Annotated in this window: 20 protein-coding genes; 8 read left to right on the plus strand and 12 right to left on the minus strand. The window is 59.5% G+C overall.

Annotated elements, in window-relative coordinates:
• Window positions 1–96 precede the first annotated feature (96 nt).
• Window positions 97–1,161, plus strand: a complete 1,065-nt coding sequence (locus KF767_06205; protein MBX3017458.1) for a hypothetical protein — start codon at window positions 97–99, stop codon at window positions 1,159–1,161.
• An 18-nt stretch (window positions 1,162–1,179) separates the two neighbouring features.
• Here KF767_06205 and KF767_06210 read toward each other — a convergent pair whose 3' ends face one another.
• The 10 genes from KF767_06210 to clpB form a co-directional block, all read right to left on the minus strand.
• Window positions 1,180–2,928 carry a proline--tRNA ligase gene (locus KF767_06210; GenBank protein ID MBX3017459.1) on the minus strand — a complete coding sequence of 583 codons (1,749 nt, stop codon included), beginning with the start codon at window positions 2,926–2,928 and terminating at the stop codon, window positions 1,180–1,182.
• Window positions 2,929–2,937: 9 nt separating this feature from the next.
• The gene (locus KF767_06215) at window positions 2,938–4,338 is read right to left on the minus strand and encodes a sigma-54-dependent Fis family transcriptional regulator (protein MBX3017460.1); all 1,401 of its coding nucleotides are present in this window, start codon (window positions 4,336–4,338) and stop codon (window positions 2,938–2,940) included.
• A gap of 135 nt (window positions 4,339–4,473) precedes the next feature.
• Window positions 4,474–6,744, minus strand: coding sequence for a PAS domain-containing protein (locus KF767_06220; GenBank protein ID MBX3017461.1), 2,271 nt, complete (start codon window positions 6,742–6,744; stop codon window positions 4,474–4,476).
• A 67-nt stretch (window positions 6,745–6,811) separates the two neighbouring features.
• Window positions 6,812–7,405, minus strand: coding sequence for a 6,7-dimethyl-8-ribityllumazine synthase (gene ribH / locus KF767_06225; GenBank protein ID MBX3017462.1), 594 nt, complete (start codon window positions 7,403–7,405; stop codon window positions 6,812–6,814).
• 11 nt (window positions 7,406–7,416) lie between these two features.
• Entirely contained in the window at window positions 7,417–8,514 is a 1,098-nt protein-coding gene (gene ribB / locus KF767_06230; protein MBX3017463.1) for a 3,4-dihydroxy-2-butanone-4-phosphate synthase, read from the minus strand.
• Window positions 8,511–9,122 carry a riboflavin synthase gene (locus KF767_06235; GenBank protein MBX3017464.1) on the minus strand — a complete coding sequence of 204 codons (612 nt, stop codon included), beginning with the start codon at window positions 9,120–9,122 and terminating at the stop codon, window positions 8,511–8,513. Before KF767_06235 ends, ribB begins: the two co-directional genes overlap by 4 nt.
• A gap of 50 nt (window positions 9,123–9,172) precedes the next feature.
• The gene (locus KF767_06240; GenBank protein ID MBX3017465.1) at window positions 9,173–10,297 is read right to left on the minus strand and encodes a hypothetical protein; all 1,125 of its coding nucleotides are present in this window, start codon (window positions 10,295–10,297) and stop codon (window positions 9,173–9,175) included.
• Between the two features lie 408 nt (window positions 10,298–10,705).
• Window positions 10,706–11,119: a hypothetical protein gene (locus KF767_06245; GenBank protein ID MBX3017466.1), complete on the minus strand. Its 414-nt coding sequence runs from the start codon at window positions 11,117–11,119 to the stop codon at window positions 10,706–10,708.
• 78 nt (window positions 11,120–11,197) lie between these two features.
• Window positions 11,198–12,166 carry a D-glycerate dehydrogenase gene (locus KF767_06250; GenBank protein MBX3017467.1) on the minus strand — a complete coding sequence of 323 codons (969 nt, stop codon included), beginning with the start codon at window positions 12,164–12,166 and terminating at the stop codon, window positions 11,198–11,200.
• A 154-nt stretch (window positions 12,167–12,320) separates the two neighbouring features.
• Window positions 12,321–14,891, minus strand: coding sequence for an ATP-dependent chaperone ClpB (gene clpB, locus KF767_06255; protein MBX3017468.1), 2,571 nt, complete (start codon window positions 14,889–14,891; stop codon window positions 12,321–12,323).
• 201 nt (window positions 14,892–15,092) lie between these two features.
• On the opposite strand from clpB, the gene KF767_06260 reads away from it, so the two are divergent.
• Window positions 15,093–16,271: a murein L,D-transpeptidase catalytic domain family protein gene (locus KF767_06260; protein MBX3017469.1), complete on the plus strand. Its 1,179-nt coding sequence runs from the start codon at window positions 15,093–15,095 to the stop codon at window positions 16,269–16,271.
• Here KF767_06260 and KF767_06265 read toward each other — a convergent pair.
• Window positions 16,268–16,702 carry a DUF962 domain-containing protein gene (locus KF767_06265; protein MBX3017470.1) on the minus strand — a complete coding sequence of 145 codons (435 nt, stop codon included), beginning with the start codon at window positions 16,700–16,702 and terminating at the stop codon, window positions 16,268–16,270. The genes KF767_06260 and KF767_06265 overlap by 4 nt on opposite strands.
• Before the next feature lie 78 nt (window positions 16,703–16,780).
• Between KF767_06265 and KF767_06270 the strand changes: the two genes are divergently transcribed.
• The 4 genes from KF767_06270 to KF767_06285 all read left to right on the plus strand — a co-directional run bounded on the left by KF767_06270 (window position 16,781) and on the right by KF767_06285 (window position 20,197).
• Window positions 16,781–17,032, plus strand: coding sequence for a hypothetical protein (locus KF767_06270; GenBank protein MBX3017471.1), 252 nt, complete (start codon window positions 16,781–16,783; stop codon window positions 17,030–17,032).
• Between the two features lie 558 nt (window positions 17,033–17,590).
• Entirely contained in the window at window positions 17,591–18,424 is an 834-nt protein-coding gene (locus KF767_06275; GenBank protein ID MBX3017472.1) for a flagellin FliC, read from the plus strand.
• A 254-nt stretch (window positions 18,425–18,678) separates the two neighbouring features.
• The gene (locus tag KF767_06280) at window positions 18,679–19,479 is read left to right on the plus strand and encodes a hypothetical protein (protein ID MBX3017473.1); all 801 of its coding nucleotides are present in this window, start codon (window positions 18,679–18,681) and stop codon (window positions 19,477–19,479) included.
• A gap of 190 nt (window positions 19,480–19,669) precedes the next feature.
• Window positions 19,670–20,197, plus strand: coding sequence for a hypothetical protein (locus KF767_06285; GenBank protein MBX3017474.1), 528 nt, complete (start codon window positions 19,670–19,672; stop codon window positions 20,195–20,197).
• Between the two features lie 188 nt (window positions 20,198–20,385).
• On the opposite strand, the gene KF767_06290 is transcribed toward KF767_06285, so the two are convergent.
• Complete coding sequence (locus tag KF767_06290; protein MBX3017475.1) at window positions 20,386–21,387, minus strand: sigma-54-dependent Fis family transcriptional regulator; 1,002 nt, start codon at window positions 21,385–21,387, stop codon at window positions 20,386–20,388.
• 227 nt (window positions 21,388–21,614) lie between these two features.
• Here KF767_06290 and KF767_06295 point away from each other — a divergent pair, with 227 nt between their 5' ends.
• A complete protein-coding gene (locus KF767_06295) occupies window positions 21,615–22,508 on the plus strand; it encodes a tyrosine-type recombinase/integrase (GenBank protein MBX3017476.1) in 894 nt (297 codons plus the stop codon).
• A 147-nt stretch (window positions 22,509–22,655) separates the two neighbouring features.
• The gene (locus KF767_06300) at window positions 22,656–23,798 is read left to right on the plus strand and encodes a FecR domain-containing protein (GenBank protein MBX3017477.1); all 1,143 of its coding nucleotides are present in this window, start codon (window positions 22,656–22,658) and stop codon (window positions 23,796–23,798) included.
• Window positions 23,799–23,858 lie beyond the last annotated feature (60 nt).

Below are 23,858 nucleotides of genomic sequence, written 5' to 3' on the forward strand. Positions count from 1 at the left end.
AAGGAATACGGTCTCGCGCCCTGGGGACTTGAATTTTTTTTGGGTTGTCGCAAAGTTTGGCGCGGGGTCGACCCGTCGGTGGTAAAACGCGCGTCTATGTCGAAACATCTCTCGCTTCTGGGTCTTCTTGTTCTGTCCTCGATCGCCGCGTCCGCTGACCCCATGACCGTCCACGGTCAATCGGTCGAGGTCACCGTCGAGTCCTACCGTCCCGCGCCGACCGGCATGACCGCCCACGCGGTTCATCTGAAAGAGTCCCGCGTTTTCGAATTCGGAAATGGACTGAAGATCGAACTCAAAGGCCGCGTCCTGTTGCACGACAACGGCAATATCTGGATGGCGCAAGGTTCAAGCAACAAGGCCCCCGTCAGCCTGGAGATCCAGGGCCGTGCCGTCAGCCTGAACTGCTCGGAGCGTCCCGTGGTGAACGGCATGACTCCCGCGATGCGGATCGTGCAGTTCCACCCCAATGGCGCTTACCGCCTGGGTTGCGACGTTTTCGGTCACGCGCAAGTTTCCAGCGAAATCGCCGATCTCGAAATCGCGAACGGATCGTCCATCGACATGACGGCCGAAGGCGACTTGGCCTACGCGGCGAAGATCAACACCGGCCGGATCCACTACCGCGGCCAAGAGCTGGAGCTGAACCCCTCGTCGGAAGTGTCGTTCCATAACCGCGCGCAGCCGGCGTTCTTTACCTTGAAACCCGGCGCGATTTTGAAATCCGTTTTGCCCTCGGGCGAAGAGATCCTGGTGCACGGTGGAGCGATGAACGCTTCGATCACCCTCGACGTCCAAGGCCGCCTGGAAAAGGGCGTCCTGGCGCAGGACTATGTCGTGCCCCGTCTGGGCTACCGTTTGGCGAAGAACTCGGGCGTGATCTACGCCGTGAACACCATGGATAAAGAGTCGCCGCCCTATTTGTCGTCGGTGCTGCTGAGCGAACCCGTCGAGATCAAAATCGCGGGCCTGGCGGTCAAGGTGAACGCCATCGAACTGAGTTTGTTTGAGATGGTGAAAAGTGTGACGACGGCCGAGCCGTTCGACTTCCGCCCGCCCGAAAATCCCGCGGAAGTCCTGTCGCTCCCCGCGGGCGCCAAGATCACGATGGCGAACAGCCGCCGGATCCTGAAAATCGAAGTCCCCCGCGCGCGCCAGTAACGCTCGCGGGAGTTCCCGTTACTTCTTGGGCTGAAGGCCTTCGAGGATCTGCTTCACGGTGTCCGCGACCTGCGCGGGCGCCACTTTGACGACCGCTTTGGTTTTGCGGTTCACGATCTCGATCTCGTTGTTATCCAGACCTTTTTTGCCGACGACGATCCGCACGGGCATCCCGAGCAGATCCGCGTCTTTGAACTTCACGCCCGGACGCTCTTCGCGATCGTCGACCAGAACGTCGATGCCCTGACCTTCAAGCTGCTTCTCGACCTCGGTGACCGCGCCCGCGATTTTCGGGTCGGCCGGATCCAGCGAGCAGATATGCACCGCGAACGGCGCAATCGACACGGGCCAAATGATGCCGTCCTTGTCGTGACTTTGCTCGATGGCGGCTTGCACCGTGCGGGTCACGCCGATGCCGTAGCAACCCATTTCGAGGGGCTGCGCCTTGCCATCTTTGTCCAGATAGGACGCGTTCATCTTCAGCGAATACTTCGTCCCGAGATAAAAAACGTGCCCCACTTCGATCCCGCGGTATGCGCGCAGCAGGCCTTGGCCTTTGGGATCGCGGTCCCCGGCGCGCGCCATACGCACGTCGACCTGAGCGGTGGGCTTGAAGTCGCGGCCGATGTTGACGTTCTTCAGGTGGAAGCCGTCTTCATTCGCGCCGACGATGATGTTTTTGAGTCCCGCCACGCCGTTGTCCATATAGACGGGAATCTTCAGCCCCACGGGACCGCAGCTTCCGGGCAAGGCGCCGCTGGCTTCGCGGACCTCGTCGTCGGTCAGCATGCGCGGGGGGTTCGTCATCTTCAGGACGTTTTTGAGTTTGATGGGGTTCAGCTCATCGGACCCGCGCAAAAGCACGGCGACGGGCTTCAGCGCCTTGTCGCGCGGATCGAGACCTTCGTTCATCGAGACGAACAGGATCTTCACGAGGTCGCGCTCCGCGACGCCGGTGAACTTCGAAAGTTCCGCGATGGTTTTCTGATTCGGGGTCGCGAACTTCTCGAGCGGTGCTTCCGCGGCGCTCGAGACATGCGGTTCGGCATCGATGGCCGGGCAGACCTCGATGTTCGCCGCAAAGTCGCTGGAATCCGAAACCAGGAGCGCATCCTCGCCCGCTTCGGCGAGCAGCTGGAATTCGTGGGTCTGCGAGCCGCCGATGTTCCCGGCATCCGCTTGGACGATCCGGTAATCGAGCCCCAGACGGTCGAAGATCGCCTGGTACGCGCCGTACATCATGTCGTAGGCTTTCAGCGCGCCCGCCTGATCGGGATCGAAGGTGTAGGCGTCCTTCATGATGAACTCACGACCGCGCATCAGGCCGAAGCGCGGACGGATCTCGTCGCGGTACTTGGTCTGCACCTGGTAGATGTTCCGGGGCAGGTCACGGTAGGACTTGATGTCGTGACGGACGTAATCGGTCACGGCCTCTTCATGCGTCGCCGCGAGACAGAAACCGTGCTGATTGCGGTTCTTGAACTTCAGCAGACCGTCGCCCATCTCGGACCAGCGACCGGTCTCTTCCCAAAGGGCCTGGGGATGCACCATGGGCATCAGGATCTCGGTGGCGCCGCGTTTGTTGAGCTCTTCGCGGATGATGTTCTCGAACTTGCGGATCGCCCGCAGTCCGAGGTTTCCGTAGGTGTAAAGACCGGGACCGAGCTTTTTGATCAAGCCTCCGCGCACCATCAGCTGGTGGCTGGGAATTTCGGCGTCCGCCGGAGCTTCTTTAAGGGTGTAAATGTGGGCTTGGTTCCATCTCATGGTGCGGTCCTACTGCTTGGGTGCGGTTTCGAAGGCTTCGTCGTCTTTGTGGACGTCGATGCCGTAAGCTTTGATTTTACGATGCAAGTACGAACGCTCCAGGCCGATCGTCTCGGCGGTGCGCGAGATGTTGCCGTTGTTCTCGTTGATCTTGCGGACGAGGTATTCTTTCTCGAATTGGGCGCGGGCGTCGCGGAAGTTCAGCTGATCGCCGATCTGCAGATCGCCGCCGACATTCAGACCGGCGAAACGCAGATCGTGCACGTCGATGAAATCGCCGGGCGTCAGGATGTAGACGCGCTCGATGAAGTTTTTCAGTTCGCGCACGTTACCCGGCCAAGGGTACTTGCCCATCTCTTCGATCGCCTGGGGCGAGAACTGCTTGTGATTGAAACCGCCGGTCTTCGCCACCTGGTCCGAGAAATGTTTCGAGAGCGCCGCGATGTCCTCGGGGTGATCGGCCAGGCCCGGAACCTTCAGCGCGACGACGTTCAGGCGGTGGTACAGATCCTCGCGGAAACGTCCGGCCTGCACTTCGACCTCGAGGTCTTTTTCGGTCGCCGCGATCACGCGGACGTCGACGTTGATGAACTCGCCGCCACCCAGACGCTGGAACTTACGTTCCTGCAGAACGCGCAAAAGACGCTCTTGCGCCTTGGGCGTCAGATCCGAAACGTCGTCCAGGAAGAGCGTTCCCCCTTGCGCCATCTCGAATTTGCCTTTTTGCGTTTTCTCGGCGCCGGCGAAGGCGCCCTTTTCAAAACCGAACAGCTCGGCTTCGACCAGGTCTTCCGCCAGGTTCGAGCAGATGACTTCGACGAAGGGACGCGAAGCGCGCGGACTCAGGTAGTGGATGTTCTGCGCGATGAGCTCTTTGCCCGAGCCGTTTTCCCCGAAGAGCAGCACCCAGCTTTGGGTGGGCGCCACGCGCGCGATCATCTGCTTCAGCGTCACCATGGAGGGCGACTCGCCGATGATGGCGATGTTGCGACGGAGTTTCGTGAGGAGCGCTTCTTTCTCGGCTTTCTCGCTTTGGTATTGGACGAGGTTCGAGATGATGATCAGGATCTTGTCCATGGAGAGGGGCTTCTCGATGAAGTCCCAGGCGCCGAGTTTCGTCGCGCGCACCGCGGTCTCGATGGTCCCGTGGCCCGAGATCATGACGAAATCGAGGTTCGGAAACTGCTCGCGCGCGATTTTCAAAACTTCCAAACCGTCGAGGCTTCCGGGCATCCAGATGTCCAGGAACACCAGATCCGGACGATGATCGCGCATGGCGCGCAGACCGCTTTCGCCGTCGTGGGCGGTGACCACTTGGTAGCCTTCATCCTTCAGCGTGGCGGCCAAAACCTCACGGATGGGACTTTCGTCGTCGACGATCAAAATGCGGGTGTTTTTCGGTTCTGTCATAGGGGAGGATTCTGGCGAAATTCGCCCGGAAAGTCCATCAGTTGCGGCAAGGGCGTCTAAAGGTCAGGGACGAGGCGCGAGGAGGAGGCGTACCCCCCGCGGTACGTCGACGACGAGCAACGAAGGCCCTGGCCTTCAGACGCCCTTGCCACCGACCTTCCAGGCTTCGGTTTGCGGGACCGGGAGCTCGATGATCATGCGGGTGCCCTTGGGCTCATTCGCCAGCGCGCGGATAAAACCGCTATGGTCCTCGACAATACGTTTCACGATGGGGAGCCCCAAGCCCGTCCCGCCCTCTTTCGTGCTGAAATAGGGTTCAAACATCCGGGAGCGCTGTGGTGCAGGAATCCCACACCCCGTGTCCGCCACGGTGAGTCTTAGGATGCGGAGTTCGGGATCGAACTTGGTCTCGATGCGGATTTTCTTCACGGGCTCTGAACTGACGGCCGCCACCGCGTTGTCGATGAGGTTCACGAGCACGCGCCGGATCTGGTCCGGATCCAGACGGAAAACGGGCAGCTCGGGCTCGCGGTCGAACTCGAACGTCACGCCCGCGTGGGCGCTGGTGAAAAGCGGGAGGGTCTCTTCGATGAGCTGATTCAGGTTCACCGGCACGGGCCGCGCCTGCGGCAGGCGCGCGAACTGGGTGAACTCGTTCACCAGATTTTTCAGATCATCGGTTTGGCGCACGATCATCGTCGTGCACTCTTTGAACGCGGGGTCCGTGATCTGCTCGCCGAATTTGCGTTGCAGACGTTCGGCGGAAAGTTTGATCGGCGTGAGCGGGTTCTTGATCTCGTGCGCGATACGTTTCGCGACCTCGGACCACGCGGCCGCGCGCTGCGCGCTTTGGATCGGCGACATATCGTCGAAGACGAGGACCTTCCCGATCTCGTCGTCGTTGTCGCTTTTCAAAATCGACAGGGTCATCAGAAGCGGGATGCTTTCGCCGTTCACGTTGACCGAAAGCTCCTTCTGGATGGTTTCAGTCCGGTGCTCCTGCATGGTCTTCAGCAGATCCGCGAACAGTCGGAAATACTCGAGCGTCAGGAGCTCCCGCACCGAGCGGCCGATGTATTTGGCCGGCTCGAGCTTCAACAGCTCGCCCGCGCGTTTGTTGAAGGTCGTGATGATCCCGGTCTTGTCCACCGAGATGACGCCCGCGCTGACCGAGCCGAGCACGACCTCGATGTAGGCGGTGTGCTCGTCGAGCTCCAGCAGCGTCGTGCGCAGGCTTTGGTTGGCCGCGCGGACCTCTTGCTCGGACTTCGAAAGGTTCTGGGTCATCTGGTTGAAGCTTTCGACGAGGCTCGCGATCTCTTCCGAGCCGGTGCGCACCTCGACGGGGGTGTAGTCCCCGCCCGCGATGCGTTTCGTCGCGCGCCCCAGCTGCACGAGGGGGATCGAGAGCTGCTTCGCCAAGTGGAACCCGAACCACGTCGCCGCCAGCAGGACCACGAGGGTCATCAAGAAGAGGATGATCAGGTACATCGACTTCAGCGGGTACTCGAGAGGGTTCACGTCGCGGAACTCTTCGTAGGCCGACGAGATGTCGTTCATCTTCGAGGTCAGGCTGAGCGGCACGAAGCTCGAGACGATCACGGCGCCGCGGTTCTGCCCCTCTTCCACGGGGACGATGACCCGCACGAGGTTCCCGTCGCCGAACTGGTGGATGGTGCTGCCGTCGACCTGCGACTTGATCCCTTTTTGCAGAAACTCGAGCGAGGCCTTGGGGATCATCGGGATCGTCTCGTCGTCCGAGATCGCGATCTCGCGCTGACCGAAGAGGTTCGGATAGTACTCGACCGCGTCCAGCGCGTAGAGCTTCTGCAGTCCCGTCAGGCGGCGCTTGATGCCCGCGCGGTCCATCCGTTTGATGTCGTCGGCGATCTGGTGGGCGAAGTGGTAATTCCGTTTCTTCGCGTTGAAGTAGTAGGCGTTCGTCACCTCGAGCGAGCTTTTCAGGACCCCGCCCATCTTGGCCGAGAACCACTTATCGAAGCTCGAGTTGATGTAATAAACCGAAGTGACGAAGATCAGGAGCGTCGGCACCACGCTGAAGGCCACGAAGGCCGCGATCAGCTTCGCTTTCAGCGAAGAGCCGAAGATCTTCCCTCGCCGCTCGACGAAGACCTTCACGACGTTGCGGAAGATCAGGAAGAGAAGCAGCAGCAGCAGGATGATGTTGAAGTTGACCAGGCCGAAGAAAAAGATCGAGTGGACGAACGGCAACTGGTGGCTGATCTGGAACAGGCGGATTTCGAACCACGTCAGCCCGAAAAACAGCGCGGCCAAAAAGAAAATCACCAGCACTTCGCGGCGGCGCTTTCTGATCTCGTCGGTCCAGTTCGCGGCCGTCTCGGGCCCGGGACCCGATTCAATTTCGGGATCGTTCAACTTCGACATGTGGTGAGTAGATTAGCACCGGCAGGCCCGACGCAACAACGCCGGGACATCATCGTAACGCCGATGGTTATTCGCCGCGAGTGAGGATCTTCGCTTTGGCGGAGCCGGGGACGAGCTGGGCCTCTTTGCGGCGTCCCGCCTCGGCGGGGCTTTTCGCCTTCGCGATCTCGCGGGTGAGTTCGATCATCTCGAGGACGGCCTCGGCGGCCTCTTCACCCTTGTGGCCATGTTTGCCGCCCACGCGGTCTTCGGCCTGCGCCCAGTTCTCGACCGTGAGCACGCCGAAACCGACGGGACGGCCGAAATCCAGGATGAGCCGGGTCAGGGCGCGCTCGACGCTTTGGTTCACGTATTCGAAGTGGGGTGTTTCTCCGCGGATCACGCAGCCGAGGGCGATCACGCCCTGGCAGCCCTTGTCGAAGAGCGCCTGCACCGCCAGCGGGATTTCGATGGCGCCGGGAACGTCGACCGACCACATTTCGTAGTTGGCGCCACTGGCCTTTGGATCCGCGAGGCGTCTCTCATTACGGGTCTCGATCACGCGCTCGGCGCCGTCACGGAGTTTGCCCGTGATCTCGGTGTTGAAGCGCGCGGTGACGACGCCCACGCGGATGAGCGGGGCTTTTTTCTTTTTCGGAGCGGCCTTCTTCTTTTTCGCCATGAGGTGATTCCTTAATTGAGAGCGAGCGTATCGACGATTTCGAGATCGAAAGCCTTCAGACCCACACGCTTTTCCACGGTGTTGGTCAGCAGGCGGATCTGGTGCGCCCCGATCGCGCGCAAGATCTGCGCGCCGATTCCGTAGTCGCGTTCGTCCATGGGGGGAACCGAACGTTCGCCAACCCACGTCTGGATCTCGGCGGCCAAACCCTCGGCGCGGTTTTTACCGCGCAGAAGGACCAGGCAGCCGCGACCTTCCTTATCGATGGCGTTGAGGCCCGCTTCGAGCGCGGTGCCCCCGTGACCGATGAGCTGCATCAGGTCCCGCGTGTAAGAATCGAGCTGCACGCGCACGAGCGTGGGCTCGTTGGGGACGATCTCGCCTTTTTGCAGAACGAGGTGTTCGCAGCCGTCGAGTTTCGATTTGAAAACGCGCGCGCGGTAACCGCGCCAGGGGATCTCGGTGGTCAGGATCTCTTCCACGAGCAGCTCGCGACGCAGACGGAACTCGATCAGGTCGACGATGGTGCCGATTTTCAGTTTGTGTTTTTCCGCGAAGCTCATCAGATCCGGAACGCGAGCCATGGTGCCGTCGTCGTTCATCACTTCGCAGATGACCGCCGCCGGCTGGAGTCCCGCCAGGACCGACAGATCCACCGACCCCTCGGTGTGACCGGCGCGCTTCAGGACGCCGCCCTTCTGCGCGCGGATGGGGAAGATGTGCCCGGGCATGTGCAGATCCGAAGGTTTCGCGTTCGGGTTCGAAGCGACGCGCACGGTATGCGCGCGGTCCGCCGCCGAGATCCCGGTCGTCACGCCGAAGGACGCCTCGATCGAAACGGTGAAGGCCGTCTTGTTGGGCGAGTCGTTGAACTCTTCGTTGACCATCTGGGGGATCTTCAAACGTTCGATCTGCTCACTCGCGAGCGCCAGGCAGATGAGGCCCCGCGCTTCGCGCGCCATGAAGTTGATCGCCTCGGTGGTCACGAAGTCGGCGGCCAGGATCAGGTCGCCCTCGTTCTCGCGGTCTTCGTCGTCGACGAGGATCACGATCTTACCTTGGCGAATGTCTTCGATCAGTTCTTCGGGCGTGTTGAATTTGACGCTCATTTGTTTTCCTCGCGGCTCTCGAGCGCGGACATCAGGCCCTTGGCCATCCAGTCCATCTCGATATTCAAGAGCTCGCCCGTTTTGAATTGGGTCAGGTTCGTGCGTTTCATCGTTTCGGGGATCAAGCAGACTTCGACCTCGCCCGCGGGCGTGATCTCGTTCACGGTCAGCGACACGCCTTGAATCGTCAGGCTGCCCTTTTTCCAGATCGCGGGTTTGTAGTTCTCGCGAACCTTCACGCGCAGGATCCACGAATCGCCCTGAGCCGCCGAGTAGGTCACCGGCGCCAGGAAGTCGACATGACCGCTGACGAGGTGACCGTGGATGCGATCGCCGAACTTCAGCGAGCGCTCGAGGTTCACGGGTTTGTCCTGGAGTTTTTTGGGTTGGCTGATCTCGAGGACCTTCAGCGTTTCCGCGCCGAGGGCGAAAGTCATCTGCTCGGGATTGAAAGTCTCGACGGTCAGGCAGACGCCGTTCACCGCGATGGAGTCTCCGGTTTTGATGTCGTCGAATTCGGGTGGACGCTCGACCACGATGCGAAGCGATTGTTCGCCCGGCTCGAGGCTCAGGATGCGGCGGGTGGACTCAATGATCCCTGAAAACATAGGCCCCCGATCTCTCATTTATCGGGGGCTTTGGCAAGGGCTTGAAGGCCTTAGGGATTGCGCGCCTGGGTGGTGGATTTGCCGGTCTTGTCCTTGGGCGGTTCGTAGGCTTTGTGCATGTAAATCCGGGCTCCGGGCTTGATCACCTGATCGCGTGAGTAGGGATAGTTTTCAGGGTCGTTGTCGATCACCGTCGCGATCGACATGGTATCGCCGACCGAGGTGATCTTGGCGTAGGCGACGGCCTCGGAGTTCACGGTGGACCCCATCAGCGCCGAGCCACAGACAGCCCCTTGCCAACGGTATTTGACGTTATGGACCTTCACGACGTCGCCGACCATCAGACCCGCGTCGGTCGCGTTGCCCGCGTTGATGTAGATCGACTTGTCGCAGTTGCGCATGACCATCGCGTACCAAGGGTGCGCGGCATCCCACTGCTGCTTCAGATCTTTCAAAGAGGCGATCATCCCCTCTTCGACGACCTGACGCAGGGGTGAGTTGTAGTAGTACTTCGGTCCCAACGAGAAGCCCGAGAAGCTCAGCTGCGCGGCCACGTTGAACTCGTTACCGTAGGACTGCTGGCTCGTCGCCGCGATGTTGTGGTTGGTGATGAGCGGGTCCATGACCTTCAAGGTCATCGCGAGCTCGTAGGATTTGAAATCGAACGACAGTCCGGGCAAAAACGCGATCTGCGACAGCGACAGGCTCAAGCCCCCCGCTTGTTTGAGGCGGAAATCGAGGATGTTCCCGCTGACCACGCCCTGGGGCAGATCGATCAGGCACGCCGCGCGCTCCGAGATGATCGACTTCGACGCCAGACCGTTGGCGATCAGCTCCGTCTCTTCGGGATCGATACACTGATTGAATTGCGCGGCTTCCGAATCGCTCAAGCCATCGGGGCTGTAGGTTTTCAGCGGATCGATGGTCGACGTCGAAAAGCTCTGCGACTTGCGCAGGACATCGTACATCTGCGCGTTGGCAACGTACTCGAAGTCGAAGCTGCCCTGCCCGCTCGGCAGGATGATCGTGGGCGCCGCGATTTTGCCCATGTTCACGCGGCGGCGCAGGGAACGACCTTCGGTCTGCTCGCAGCCCTCGTTCCCCATAATCATGGCGGCGCAAGAGAAGATCAGACTCGCTTTCAGAATGCTTTTGATCGTGCCCACAGCTTTCATTCTTCCTCCGACGAACCCGACATGGGTTCTTAGCGAACCAAACTTTTGGCTCTTAACGAACAGCGGTCTAGCCCCTAGACCTTTGTCCGCATCACTCCCTTCGGAGCGCCTTCACTTTCATTTGAGGATGATTCCAGACGTCGGTCCAGTTCGGTGGAAGTCCGCGCGGGGACTGGGAATTCATGAACCGCGCGCCAAGATGAGGCGCGCTAAGTGGGCGGAATCAATCATTTCGGAAAAAATCCGCCGATTTACTTTTTCTCCGCGCTGGCTGCGGCTTTGACAGGATTCGGAGAACTCGCACCCGCAAGCTTTATGTTGCGGGCGGAAACTCCGACGGAGTGTCGATCTTCTTTTAGTACGCGGTTGTTGGCGCGTCCTTAGTACGCGACTGATATTCGCGCGTTCTTAGTACGCGACTTCGCAAACGATGGCGGCGGGTTTGCCGTCGCCGATCTGGAAGGTGGCCGGGTGAACGCGTGAACGGCTCCCCCACTCTTTGCCACCCGAGAGGCGCGCCGACTGGGTCGTGTCGATCACGAGCTGCATCTTGTCGTTGCCGAGGCCAGGAACGTCGGCGACGTACTTCGCGCCGTCCTTGCGGATCTCGAACTGACGATCGAGGTCGGGCTCGTAGTTGCCGCCGTTTCCGTAGTAGCTGTCGGTGTACTTCACCTTCATGCGGTCGTACTCGCTCCACACCGTCGTGTAGAACTTGATGCTTTTGCCGCTCACGGCGACGCAGCGGAATTGAACGTTGGCGCGGGCGTGGCTTGTCGCCGCGACCAGAAGCAGTGCGATCAGGGTCAAAACGGATTTCATGGGTGTCCCTCCAAGGATGGCTTCGTCCTAGGAAAGGAGCCCTGGGTGCGGCAAGTGAGGCTTCCGTTGGCGTGAACTTTATTTAGGGCGGACCTCGGAACGTGCGGGTTTTCCGGTCAGGACGTCGTGAATGTTAGCGATAGCGAGAAGTCCCATGGCGTCCCGGGTCTCGCGCGTCGAGCTTCCCGTATGCGGGGTCGCCATGATGCGGGGATGCTTCAGGAGTCGCGGATCGGGGTTCGGCTCGTTCTTGTAGACGTCGAGCCCCGCCGCGAAGAGGTGCCCACGCTCCAGCGCTTGCAGAAGCGCGTTCTCATCGACGAGCGAACCGCGCGCGACGTTCACGAAAACCGCGTTTTGCGGCAACAAGCCGAAGCGGTGCGCGTTCATGATGTCGTCGGTCTCTTTTCCGCCCGGCGCGTGCAGCGACAGGATCTCGCAGTGCGGGAGCATCTCTTCGAAGTTTTTGAAGTAGGTCGCGCCTTTTTCCTCCGCAGGCGGAAGTCGGCGACGGTTCGAGTACAGAATCTTCATTCCGAAGCCCCGGGCACGGTCCGCGACCGCTTGGCCGATGCGCCCCATGCCAAGGATGCCGAGCGTGCGGCCACTCACTTCGCGTCCGAGCATCTCGTTTTGCCCCAGCGCCCGGCCCCAGCCGTCGTCGAGCAACTCACGCTGTTCCGGTTGACGGCGAAGTGCCCCGAGCATCAACAACATCGCCAGATCCGCCGTCGCTCTGGTGAGCACGTCCGGCGTATTTGTGACGACAAACCCCTTGGCGCGCGCGGCCTGCACATCGATGTGGTCAAAGCCCACACTACAAGTCGCCAGCACCTTAAGTTTCGCAGGAAGCTTCGCCATCGCGGCGGCATCGAACTTGTTCTGAAACCCGATCAGCAGCGCGTCCGCTTTCTTCGCGTTCGCCATCTCGATCAGCGCATCCCGGTCGATGGCCTCGGTCCCGGTTCCGCAAGTCTCAAATTTCGCACGCGCCTGTTCCAGCGTGGCATCGGTCGCGGCAAAAGAAATGAGGACGACGGGCTTCATGCGGCTTAGGGTACCATCTACCCTGCGTAGCAAGGTAGATGGTACCCTACCGATTCCGCGGGGTACCACGTACCGCACGCGGTACGTGGTACCTTTCGGCGCCCCGGGGATTCGCGCGGCGCGTTTCAAGAAGTGAGCGGCTAGGCGCCCCCGGCTACCTTTTGATCTTCAGTTCGCCGGTCACGTCGGCGTCGATCGTGATTTTGTCGCCGTTTTTGATCGTGCCCGAGATGAGCTCCTTCGACAGCGGGTTCAGCAGATCTTGCTGGATCACGCGTTTCAGCGGGCGGGCGCCGTACATGGGATCGTAGCCCTTTTTGGCGAGCAGGGCGACCGCGGCCGGCGTGAAGTCGGCCTGGATGCGGCGAGCCTTCAGGCGGTTTTCCACCGCTTTGAGCTGCACCTTCACGATGCCGCCGATTTGTTCTTCGCCGAGTGACTTGAACAGGATCGTTTCGTCGATGCGGTTCAGGAACTCGGGGCGGAAGCTTTGGCGCAAGGTCTCCATGACCGCTTTGCGTTTTTCCTCTTCGCTCAGGGACGGATCGATCAGCGCCATGGCGCCCAAGTTCGAGGTCAGGATCAGCACGCAGTTTTTAAAGTCCACCGTGCGGCCTTGCCCGTCCGTCAAACGTCCTTCATCCAAAACTTGGAGCAGGATATTGAAAACGTCGGGATGGGCCTTCTCGATTTCGTCGAGCAGCACCACCGAGTAGGGTTTGCGGCGAACCGCTTCGGTCAGCTGACCGCCCTCTTCGTAGCCCACGTATCCGGGAGGCGCCCCGACCAGGCGCGAGACCGCGTGCTTCTCCATGTACTCGGACATATCGATGCGCACGACCGCCTGCTCGTCGTCGAACAGAAACTCGGCGAGGGCTTTCACGGTTTCGGTTTTACCGACACCCGTGGGGCCCAGGAACAGGAAGGTGCCGATGGGACGGTTCGGATCCGAGATCTCGGCGCGGGCGCGGCGGATGGCATCCGCCACGATGGTCAGCGCGTGGTCTTGCCCGACGACCCGTTCGGCCATCTTCTTTTCCATGGTGAGGAGCTTTTGCGTTTCGGCTTCCATGAGTTTCGAGACGGGAACGCCCGTCCACTTCGCGACGACTTCGGCGATGTCTTCGGGGCCGACTTCCTCTTTCAGCATGCGCTCGCCCTTCGCCGACTCCTTCAGGCGATTTTCGTGCTCTTGCAGCTTGCGCTCGATCTCGGGAAGTTTGCCGTATTTGAGTTCCGCGGCTTTTCCCAGATCGCCGTTGCGTTCGGCTTTCTGGATGTCGTTCTTGACGGTCTCGTGTTCTTCTTTGAGTTTTTTGATCGTGTCGATGCCGCCGCGCTCGAAATTCCACTGCTCACGGAGCAGCTGGTTTTTCGCCGCGAGGTCCTTGATCTCGACTTCGACTTTCGGCAGACGCTCGCGCGAGGCCTCGTCGGATTCCCGGCGCAGGGCCTCTTTCTCGATCCGCAGCTGCATGAGCTTGCGTTCGATCTCGTCGATTTCTTCCGGCACGGAGCCGATCTCGGTCGACATCTTGCTGGCGGCTTCGTCGATCAAGTCGATGGCTTTGTCCGGCAGGAAGCGCGACGTGATGTAGCGATGCGAAAGCTTCGCCGCCGCGACGAGCGCCGAGTCCATGATGCGCACGCCGTGGTGGACTTCGTACTTTTCCTTGAGTCCGCGCAGGATCGTGATCGCCTCGTCCACCGTGGGCTCGTCCACGAGCACGGTCTGGAAGCGACGTTCGAGCGCCGGGTCCTTTTCGATGTACTTGCGGTATTCGTCGAGCGTGGTCGCGCCGATACAACGCAACTCGCCCCGCGCGAGCGCCGGTTTCAAGAGCTGACCCGCGTCCATGGCGCCTTCGGATTTTCCCGCGCCGACCAGGGTGTGGATCTCGTCGATGAACAGGATGATCTCGCCCGCGCTTTCCGAGACCTCTTTGATGACGGCTTTCAGGCGGTCTTCGAATTCCCCGCGGTACTTCGCGCCCGCGACCAGGGCGCCCATGTCCAGGGACATGAGCTTTTTGCCGTGAAGCGACTCGGGCACGTCCTTTTTGATGATCCGCAAGGCGAGGCCCTCGGCGATCGCGGTTTTACCGACGCCGGGTTCACCGATGAGCACGGGATTGTTTTTCGTCCGGCGCGACAGCACCTGGATCACGCGACGGATCTCTTCGTCGCGGCCGACGACGGGGTCGAGTTTCCCCTCGGCCGCGAGCGCGGTCAGGTCACGTCCGTACTTGGTCAGAATTTCGTACTTGTTTTCGGGGTCTTCGTCCGTCACGTGGGTCTGCTTTCCTCTCATCTCGGTGAGCGCCGTTTTGAGTTCGCCGAACTTCAGTCCATGTTTCTTCAAAAGCGCCGACGTATCCGGATCCGCGCCGTCCAGAATCGCCATCACGAAGTGTTCGGTCGAGATATAGGTATCGCCCATGTTCTTCGACTCGGCTTCGGCGGATTGAAAAACGCGCACGAGGCGATTACCGGCGTAGGGCTTCGAACCCCCGCCCGACACGCGCGGCATTTTATCGACGCGGGTTTTCAGCTCTTGCAGGAGCGCGGGCATTTTCACGTTCAGTTTTTCAAACAAGCGCGGAACGATGCCGTCCGGTTGCTCGACCAAGGCGAGCAAAAGGTGCTCGGGCTCGACCGTGGGGTTCGTGTTTTTCTCGGCCAGGCCGACCGCGGCCTGCATCGCCTCTTGGCTTTTGCGGGTCATTTTTTCGATGTCTTGGGCCATGGTTTCTCCTGAAAGAAGGGGAAGCCCCTTCCGTACAAAACATGGGTTCCCCTTGTGATTTCGTCAAGTTGCTTTCCCAAACATCGTCCGTCCAAAGGAGATTTTCACCGTTTCATCGCGAGACACCGCGAAAATCGTCGTGTTAGCCTGATCGAACCGGGTGGGGACCTTGGAGGTTGGATGCGCTTCTTGTTCCTCAGCCTGCTTTTGATCCCGTTTACCTCATGGGCCGAAACCTGCCCCCAGATCCGGATGAAACCCGGCGAAAATCCCCGACTCTACCAGCATCTTTCCGTTCCTAAAAACTGCACCGCCGAGTCGGTCTTCACCTGCCCGAACGGCGACATCATCCGCACGCAGTACGCGAGCGCGGACCGCCTGCAGATCGGCGCGCGTTGCTTCGTCAAAGGCGATCCCGAGTACGCGCGGCTTCGCCCCAGCGGACGTGAAACCCTCACGCCCACGGAGCAATCACGACAACAGACGAACGGCTCACTCGGCCAAGCCACGCCCGCGAACGGAGGGCAAGAGACGCCCCGTCGCCGTGGCGCCAACGATCTGAATGCCGCCGAGATCGCGAACCTAAAAAAGAAAGCGATCGCCGCCGGCGTTCCGGAGGTCATCTTCGATCGCGCGCTCAAAAATTTCCTCGAGATGAAGCGCCAAGGAAAGACCGACCGCCACTGCTTCATGGCCGCCGACATGACGACCCCGGGCGGTCACGGAAAACTTTGGCAAATCTGCGCCCTGCCCGTCACGAAAATCACCGAAATGCCCACGAACTACGGCAGCGGTCTCGGCGACAACTGCAAGGATCACGTCTACCGGAACACGTCGAGCGAGTGCGCGATCTACTTCGGCAATCGCCCGGGCTACTGCCTGACCGCGGGCGGGAACTACGTCACCCAGAACGTCACCCGTCAGCGCGGAACCGAGCGCCCCTTCGTGGAGCTGCTGGGGTTGGACGCGGGCGAAAACGACAACGCCGGCCCCCGCGGCGTCGGCATTCACCAGACGACCTTTAGCAACGGCCGCAGTTACATCGGGCAAACCGATCGGTCCCGCTATTCGAACGGCTGCATCACCATCCCCGCGAGCGGCGTCACGGTCGACCCGCTTTCGCTCAGCGCGCAGTCGGAGGAAGGCGCGATGGCGCTTTATGTTTACCCCTCCAAACAGGACGTTCTGGACATGCGCAACAAAGGAACGGCGGCCTACTGGCATCAAGGCTGCGCCAAACAAGAGCGGCGCCCCGCCTGGATCGGCGCGGACGCAAACGACGCCCCCACGCAAGAGGAAGAGTCGCAGCGGGAACTCGCGGATTGGCTGAATATGAAGCCGACGGACGCCCGGCGCTAAACGCGGCGGCCGAAGAACACCCAAAGCGGGCCGATGAGCAGGAACTGCAGGTCTTGGAAGAACGAGGGTTTCCGGCCCTCGATCTTGTGACCGATGAATTGACCGATCCACGCGACCACGAAAACGCCAAGCGAGATCTGCCAGAGCGGAGCTTCGTTCGCGATCAAGAGCTGGTAGCTGAACAGGCAAAGCGAAACCACGATCAACATAAGGCCGAAAGCTTTGGCTCCCAGCCGCGCGTAGAACACGAGTCCCGCCAGGATGATCGTGTAACCCACCGCGTGCGCCACGACGTACGGAAGCCCGAAGAAGAAGCCGAGCAGACTCCAGAAGATCGCGGGCACGCAGACCTTATGGATCAAGACGTTGCGGCGATTGCGGTGACTGACTCCGTATTCATCCAGCCAATTTTGTAAAGTGCGTGTAGCCATCGGTCCAAGTGTAAGGGGAAAGCCCCCCGTGGCCAAGTCTTCCTTGCCCCCGCCCCGGAACGAAGCTAAATCAGCCCCATGCAACCCAAAAAAGGCCCGCGGCATACGCCGAAGCGCCTCAATAAATCCATCAAGAAGGACCCCGTCCACCCCGGCGATTACATGAAGTTCAAACTTCCGTACGCCTGCGAGGACTGCACGCACTTCGATCACGTCACCGAACTCTGCACGATCGGTTACCAGACCTCGCACCACCGCCGGGCCGAGCAGCTCCGCGAGTATACGCTCTCGGGTCGCATGGCCCTTTGTCGCTTCCAAGAGATCGACTGAATTCTGACACTCACCTTCGTCCTGTCTCGATCTGAAAATTGACGCCGCGACTTCGGTCGGCGGAGCGGACCTCGGTCGAGAAAAGTCGACTTACCCGCGACCTTCGCCCGTCTGAAAACGCCCACTCACGTTAAATCCGGGACCTTCATCCCTCCTTCTTTTCTGACGCTCGCGAGTCCAAAAACCGCGCGGGTCCTTCATTTCCGGTCTCTCGTCCTGTCAAGGTTCCGACTCAAATCCCGAATCGTAGGGGGCAACGCAATGACGCGTTTGAAGAACCCTTAAGGATTGAGGGTTCGTCGGAAGCAAGAGCTTCCACTTATCCAAAGAAGGAGGATTCAAGGAAGAACATCGGTCGACATGGATTTCGATCGAACTGCCGAAGCCTGTCTGAGCGCTTCTACAGTAAAGAATCGGCCGGGACGCCGCCCTCAACGACGAGGGGTTCTGCGAACATGGATTGTTCACTCATCGTTTCTACTTTTTTAATTTTTTAAATTTTTGTGTTTTTTAATTTTTTAGAATCTCAATTTTTTGAGACTCATGGAGGACTTTTAAATGGGAATGCGTGTAACTACGAATCTGTCTGCGATCAATGCGCAACGTAACCTGCAAGGAAGCCAGCGCGCGATCGGTAAGAGCATGGCGCAATTGGCGTCGGGAAGCCGGATCAACATCGCGGCGGACGATGCCGCGGGTCTCGCGATCTCCGAGCGCTTGAAGGCCGGTATCCGTTCGGCTCGCCAAGCGAACCGTAACGCGAACGACGGGATCTCGATGGTTCAAACCGCGGAAGGCGGACTGAACGAAATCGGTAACATCGTTACTCGTCTGCGTGAACTGGGCATCCAAGCCGCTTCGGACACCGTTGGTACCACCGAGCGCGGATTCTTGGATAAGGAAGTTCAGCAGCTGAAGTCTGAGATCCAACGTATCGCGACTTCGACCAAATGGGGTTCGACCAACCTGCTTGACGGTCAGACGCCTTACTTTGATTTCCAAGTCGGTATCTACAACAACCCCGAAGAAGATCGTATTCAGTTCGACTCTTCGGCGAACAACGCACAGTTGGACGCTTTGGGTTTGGCGGGCCTGGACTACACCACGAAGGAAGGTGCTCAAGAGGCACTGACTCGTTTGGATGACGCTCAGAACTCGGTCAACGGCTACCGCGCAAATCTGGGTGCCCTGCAGAACCGTCTGCAATCGACCACAGATAACTTGGGCGTGTTGGAAGAGAACATGTCGGCGGCGAACTCGCGTATCCGTGACACGGATGTGGCGATGGCGTCTTCGGAGATGACTCGTAACAACATCCTGCTCCAGGCGGGAACTTCGACTCTGGCGCAAGCCAACCAAGTCAACCAACTGGCGTTGAAACTGATCGGCTGATAAAAATCCGCGGACTTAAAACGTCAGCGGCCCTGCTCGTCAACATGACCCCGTCCGGTTTTCCGGGCGGGGTCTTCTATTTGGGAGGCGAGGTTCGGCGAAAGTGTCGAACGCGTGACCGATGGTCCCCCTCCACCGCGAAAGTCGCGGCGAAGTGTCGAACTGTTGCCGAAGAAAAGTCAGTGATATCTGGAGTTTGCCTTTAGACCTTGGTCCTTGCGGCCGAAAGGACAGGTGTACCCCGGGAGGTCACGATGAACCATATCCTCAATCTGAAATCCGCCGCGGTCGCGGCTTTGACCGGACTCTCTTTGATCGCCGGTGCCGGTTGCTCGCAAGGCTTGACCGCGAATGACCTCGGTCAAGAGATCGCCGGGAACAACAACCAACAGGACAACGGCGGCGATGGCGGTGGGAACGGCGGCGGCGGGAACTCGAATCCCGTTCGTAGCTGGGACGACATCCGCCAGAAGACCGATGGTGCGGTCGACGGCTGGAAGTACGATGGCCAAGTCGTCGTTCAAATCGATGCCGAGAATCAGGCCCTGGTCCTGGTGATGCCCCTCCCCCCGATCTTCCTGATGCCGGTCGCCTCGATGCCCATCCCGGAACTTCCCGGCGCGGCGATCTTCCCGCTGACTCAGCCGGACGGCACCTCGTCGATGGCCGTGCGCATCCCGCTCAAGTACATCGTCAAGGGCTCTTCGCTTTCGAATTACAACACCCTGCCCAACGGCGATCCGCTCCCCTTCATGCCCGTGGGTGAAAACCGGGGCTTCGCGATCTCGTTCCCCCAGAACATGAAGTACCGCCTGCACCTCTATATCAGCGCCAATGCCGCCGCGGTCTTCGTCGAGACCCCCGACTTCAAACTGCCCGAGCAGTGGGTCATCCTTCCGTCTTTGGGTTTCCCGGTCAAAAACCAGGACAAGACTCAGGTCGTTGGCTACTTTGCGGTCGTCGCCAATCGCGGAACGCATAACAGTGGCGTCTATGTCGCAAGCCGCATCCCCCGTGAAGTCGCGATCCTGATCGACGAACTCATCCGCTACTAAGGGTAGGACCAGGGCGTCACGCTTCGTTTTCGTTGAAGCAAATGTTCAGATTCTCCTATGGCGGTGACCGGAAATCCGGCACCGCAGGCCGTTCCCAGATAATTATTGATGACCCATAAAATTGGTCTTAAGCTCATTCGAGTTTAGACCGATTTTTTGGTCCAGTTTGTGACTTAAGGGGAACAACACCATGGCAAAAGCAAAGAAGAAAAAAGCATCCAAGCCGGCCAAAAAAACGGCGCCCAAAAAGAAAACCGCAGCCAAAAAAGCAGCTCCCAAAAAAGCCGCTAAAGCGAAAGCGAAGAAGGCCGCTCCGAAGAAAAAGGCCGCGACTAAAAAAGCCGCTCCCAAAAAGACGGTCAAAAAAGCCGCGAAAAAAGCAGCTCCGAAAAAGGCCGCGCCGAAAGCGAAGGCTTCGCCCGCTCCCAAAAAAGAGGACAACAAGAAAAAAGCAATGGCCGCCGCGATGGCTCCCGCTGCTGAGCCCTTGATGGACGAGCTCGACGAATTCGGTGACGAAGCCGGCGGCCTCGAAGACATGGAGTCGGATGACGACATGGAAGAAGGCGAAGAAGGTGCCGCTCCCAAAGCCGAAGGCTGGGAAGAAGGCGACGACGCCGAAGAGGACAACTTCGAAAAGTTGGACGACGCGGACGACGACGATGATGACGATTCCGACGACGACGACCTCGACGACGGAGACGAAGGCTACTTCTAAGTAGCCGAGAGTCGACCAGACTCACGGAGACGAAGGCTACTTCTGAGTCGCCGAGAGTCGAGTGACTCGGCACAGTTTGCGAATCCGTCGACCGCGAAGCGGTGACGTGCTTCAAGGACGTGCCTCAAAAAAAAGGGACCCGACGGGTCCCTTTTTTTATTCCCAGAAGTTGAACCCGCGCGGAAGGCTTACGCCTTCGGACGCGAGTGAACTGCGAAACGCTCGAACTCACCGTACTCGTGGAGTTTGTTATAGAGCGTCTTGATCGTGATCCCAAGAGCTTGTGCCGCCTGAGTCTTGTTCCCATCGAAGTGAACAAGGGCCTTCAGGATGTAACGCTTCTCGAGTTCCGCCAAAGTGATTTGGGGATCGTACTCACCGGTTTCGTCCTTGTTCTCGGGAGTGCGCACGTTATCGGGAAGGTCGTTGAACATGATCGTGTGGCCATCCGCCAGGATCTGCAGACGTTCGCAAACGTTCTGAAGCTCACGGATGTTACCGGGCCACTCGTAGTTCACCATCGACTGCATCGCTTCCGCGTCCATCTGACGACCGCGGTTCAAAAGACCCGCATTGCCACCGTTCGACAGGAAGTAGTTGATGAGCGCCGGGATGTCTTCTTTACGACGACGGAGCGGCGGCACTTCGAGGATGATGGTGTTGATCCGATAGAAGAGGTCCTCACGGAAGTTACCGATTTGGACTTCTTTGGCGAGGTCGCGGTTCGTCGCGCAGATCACGCGAACGTCCACTTTCACGGGATCCTTGCCGCCGACGCGGAAGATCTCGCCCTCTTGCAGGAAGCGCAGAAGTTTCGACTGAATTGCGGGAGCGAGCTCACCGATTTCGTCGAGGAACAGAGTTCCGCCGTTCGCGGCTTCCGCGAGTCCCATTTTCTTTTGGTAAGCGCCGGTGAACGAACCTTTTTCGTGTCCGAAAAGTTCGCTTTCCAGAAGCGTGTCACGGAGCGCGCCGCAGTTGATGGCGACGAAAGCACGGCCGCGACGTTGGCTGCGGTCATGGATCGCGCGGGCGATCAGCTCTTTACCGGTTCCGGATTCACCGAGAACCAGGACGTTCGCCGTGGACGGAGCCACGCGATCGACCATCTTCATGAGACCATTCATGATCTCGGATTGATAGACGATGGTCTTTGTCTCTAAAATTTTAGCTGTGGGGGTTTGCCACATGATCTGCTTCGAGTTCTGCGAAGCGGGAAGAATCGGAGCGTGGTTATCGTTCGACATGGGAGTCACCTTTCCTACAAACGTTCAACTCTTGGGGTGGCTGCCGACATCTCAGTCACTCGTTCGCGACTTCGACACACAGCAGCAACGCGGTGCAATGTAACTGGACCATGGAATTATCACAAGAACTTTTTTCCAAGCTTCGAATTTTCTGCAGAGGGAGAGCTTTCATGAGTGACGAAAAGCGTCTCCAGCCTCTTTCGTCGTTAGTTGATAAGTTCTTGAAATATCAAGAGAATATCAAATCCGCATCACCTCATACGTTGAAGGCCTATGGCCGAGATTTGTCACAATCGATCGAAAGAATGAACTCGTTACAAGAGCTGCGCGATCGCATCGGCGAAGTGCAGCTGCGCTGGAAGCATCTCGCACCGGCCAGTCGCAACCGCAAAGCCGCCACGCTGAAGTCGTTCTTCTCTTATCTGTTCGACGAAAAGCTGATCAACGAGGACTGGTCCCGGCGCGTGGTCAGCCCCAAGGTGCCGCGCAAACTTCCGCACTTCATCTCGGTCGATGAGGCCTTGGTGCTGCTTCAATATATAGAGAAAGATCAGCGGCCCGAGGCCCTGGAAACCGAAGTCCTCTTCCTTCTGATGTACGGAGGCGGCCTGCGGGTCAGCGAAGCCTGCGGCCTGCGCGTGAAGGACATCGACTTCCGCGGGCGCGTGCTGCGCATCTTGGGTAAAGGACGCAAAGAACGCCTGGTCGCCCTCCCCTCGCGCGCGGTTGAGGCCTTGATCAAGAAGACGCGTGAAGAGGCCCTGGCCCCCGACGACTTCATTTGGGGAGCCGACGCGATGGATCCGCGCAACGCCTACGAGAAGATCCGTCGCCTCGCGCGCGAAGCGGGCCTATTACGACCGCTGCATCCCCACGCCCTTCGCCACTCGTTCGCCACGCATCTGCTCTCGGGCGGCGCGAACCTGCGTACGTTGCAAGAGCTGTTGGGGCACGCGAGTCTGGTCGCGACCCAGAAGTACACCCAGGTCTCGATGGACGATTTGGCCCGCACCCTCGAGGCACGCCATCCTTTGAGTTCTCCGAATAAAAAACGCCCGGCTTGATCGGTTCTTGAGGATCCCGTGTCGACTTGAAACAGGACCCGCTTCGGGGGACCGTCTCAAGAGCGAACTCGACGTCAAGTTCAGGTCCGCGAACTCCGAAAAAGAGAGAGCCGTCCGCCACTTGCGCGAAGGGCAGAGGAGACTTCGATGAACAAGTTCACCACGATGTTCGTAGCGAGCGCCGGAGCGTTGATCGCCCTTTCCATGATGGGCGGCGACTACTCTTACGCGCAACCCGAAGTCTACGGAACCATGATGGTCGTCAAAGGCGACATCAAAGTGAACTCCACGAAATCCGGCAAGGTCGAGACCGCGAAAGTGGGCTTCAAAGTCTACGCGGGCGACGCGATCCAATCGGGCGCGGATTCGCGTGCGAAGATCATCATGTCGGATAAGAACGTCATCAACGTTTCGCCGGATTCGAAAGTCACCATCGCGAAGTACGAAAACAACCCCGCTAAAGACAGCCGCAACGTCGAACTGAAAGTCGACTATGGTAAAGTCCGCGCGAGCGTCGAGCAGCAGTACGACGGTGAAAAGAACAAGTTCAACGTACGTACCCCCACCGCCGTCGCCGGCGTTCGCGGAACCGACTTCATCGCGGGCTATAACCCGACCACACGCAAAACGACCGTCATGACCTTCAAGGGTCTGGTGGCCGTGGGGGTCGCCGGCGCGAACGGCTCGATCACGAAAGCGGTCTTCGTCCGTCCCGGACAAAGCGCCGACGTGGATGAGACGCAAAAAGTCCAAACGCCGCAAACCGTTCCGCAAAATCAGCTGAATGATGCGAATCAAGAATCTTCGGCGGACACCGCGAAAGGCGGCGTGACTGAGGCGGCCCCCGCAGCGACCGCCGCGGCCCCGGCGAAAGACCAGGAGCCGAAGAAGGACGAAGCGAAAGCCGACGGCCCTGCGCCCGGACCCGCAAATGCAGATCAGGCGGCGAAAGCGGAACCCGCGAAAGAATCTGCACCCGCCACGCCCCCCGCTTCGACATCGAGTTCTACACCGAACCCGACAACGAGTCCCGGAGAGGGAAGCACTTCCCCCGCACGCACGACCGCTTCGGTTCCTCCGGTTTCGATGATCAGTTCGCGTGATCTTGATACAAGCATCTCGCGCGAGATCAAAGTCGCGCCCGAACTTCCTAAGGTGCCCACGACTTACAAACCGCCGACCGCCGCGCCCGTCGTCGCGCCGACACCGAACCCTTTCGTGGACAATGCGATCCGCAACCAAAAGTCCAGGGTCCGCGTCGAGATCTGCCTGCCCGGTACCGGCTGTTAACGACGACTAGTCCTCCACGGGGGTTGGCTTGCCCCCTTCGTGCGTGCTCCCTATACTGTT

Source organism: Pseudobdellovibrionaceae bacterium, assembly GCA_019637875.1.
Lineage (GTDB): Bacteria > Bdellovibrionota > Bdellovibrionia > Bdellovibrionales > Bdellovibrionaceae > JAHBUW01.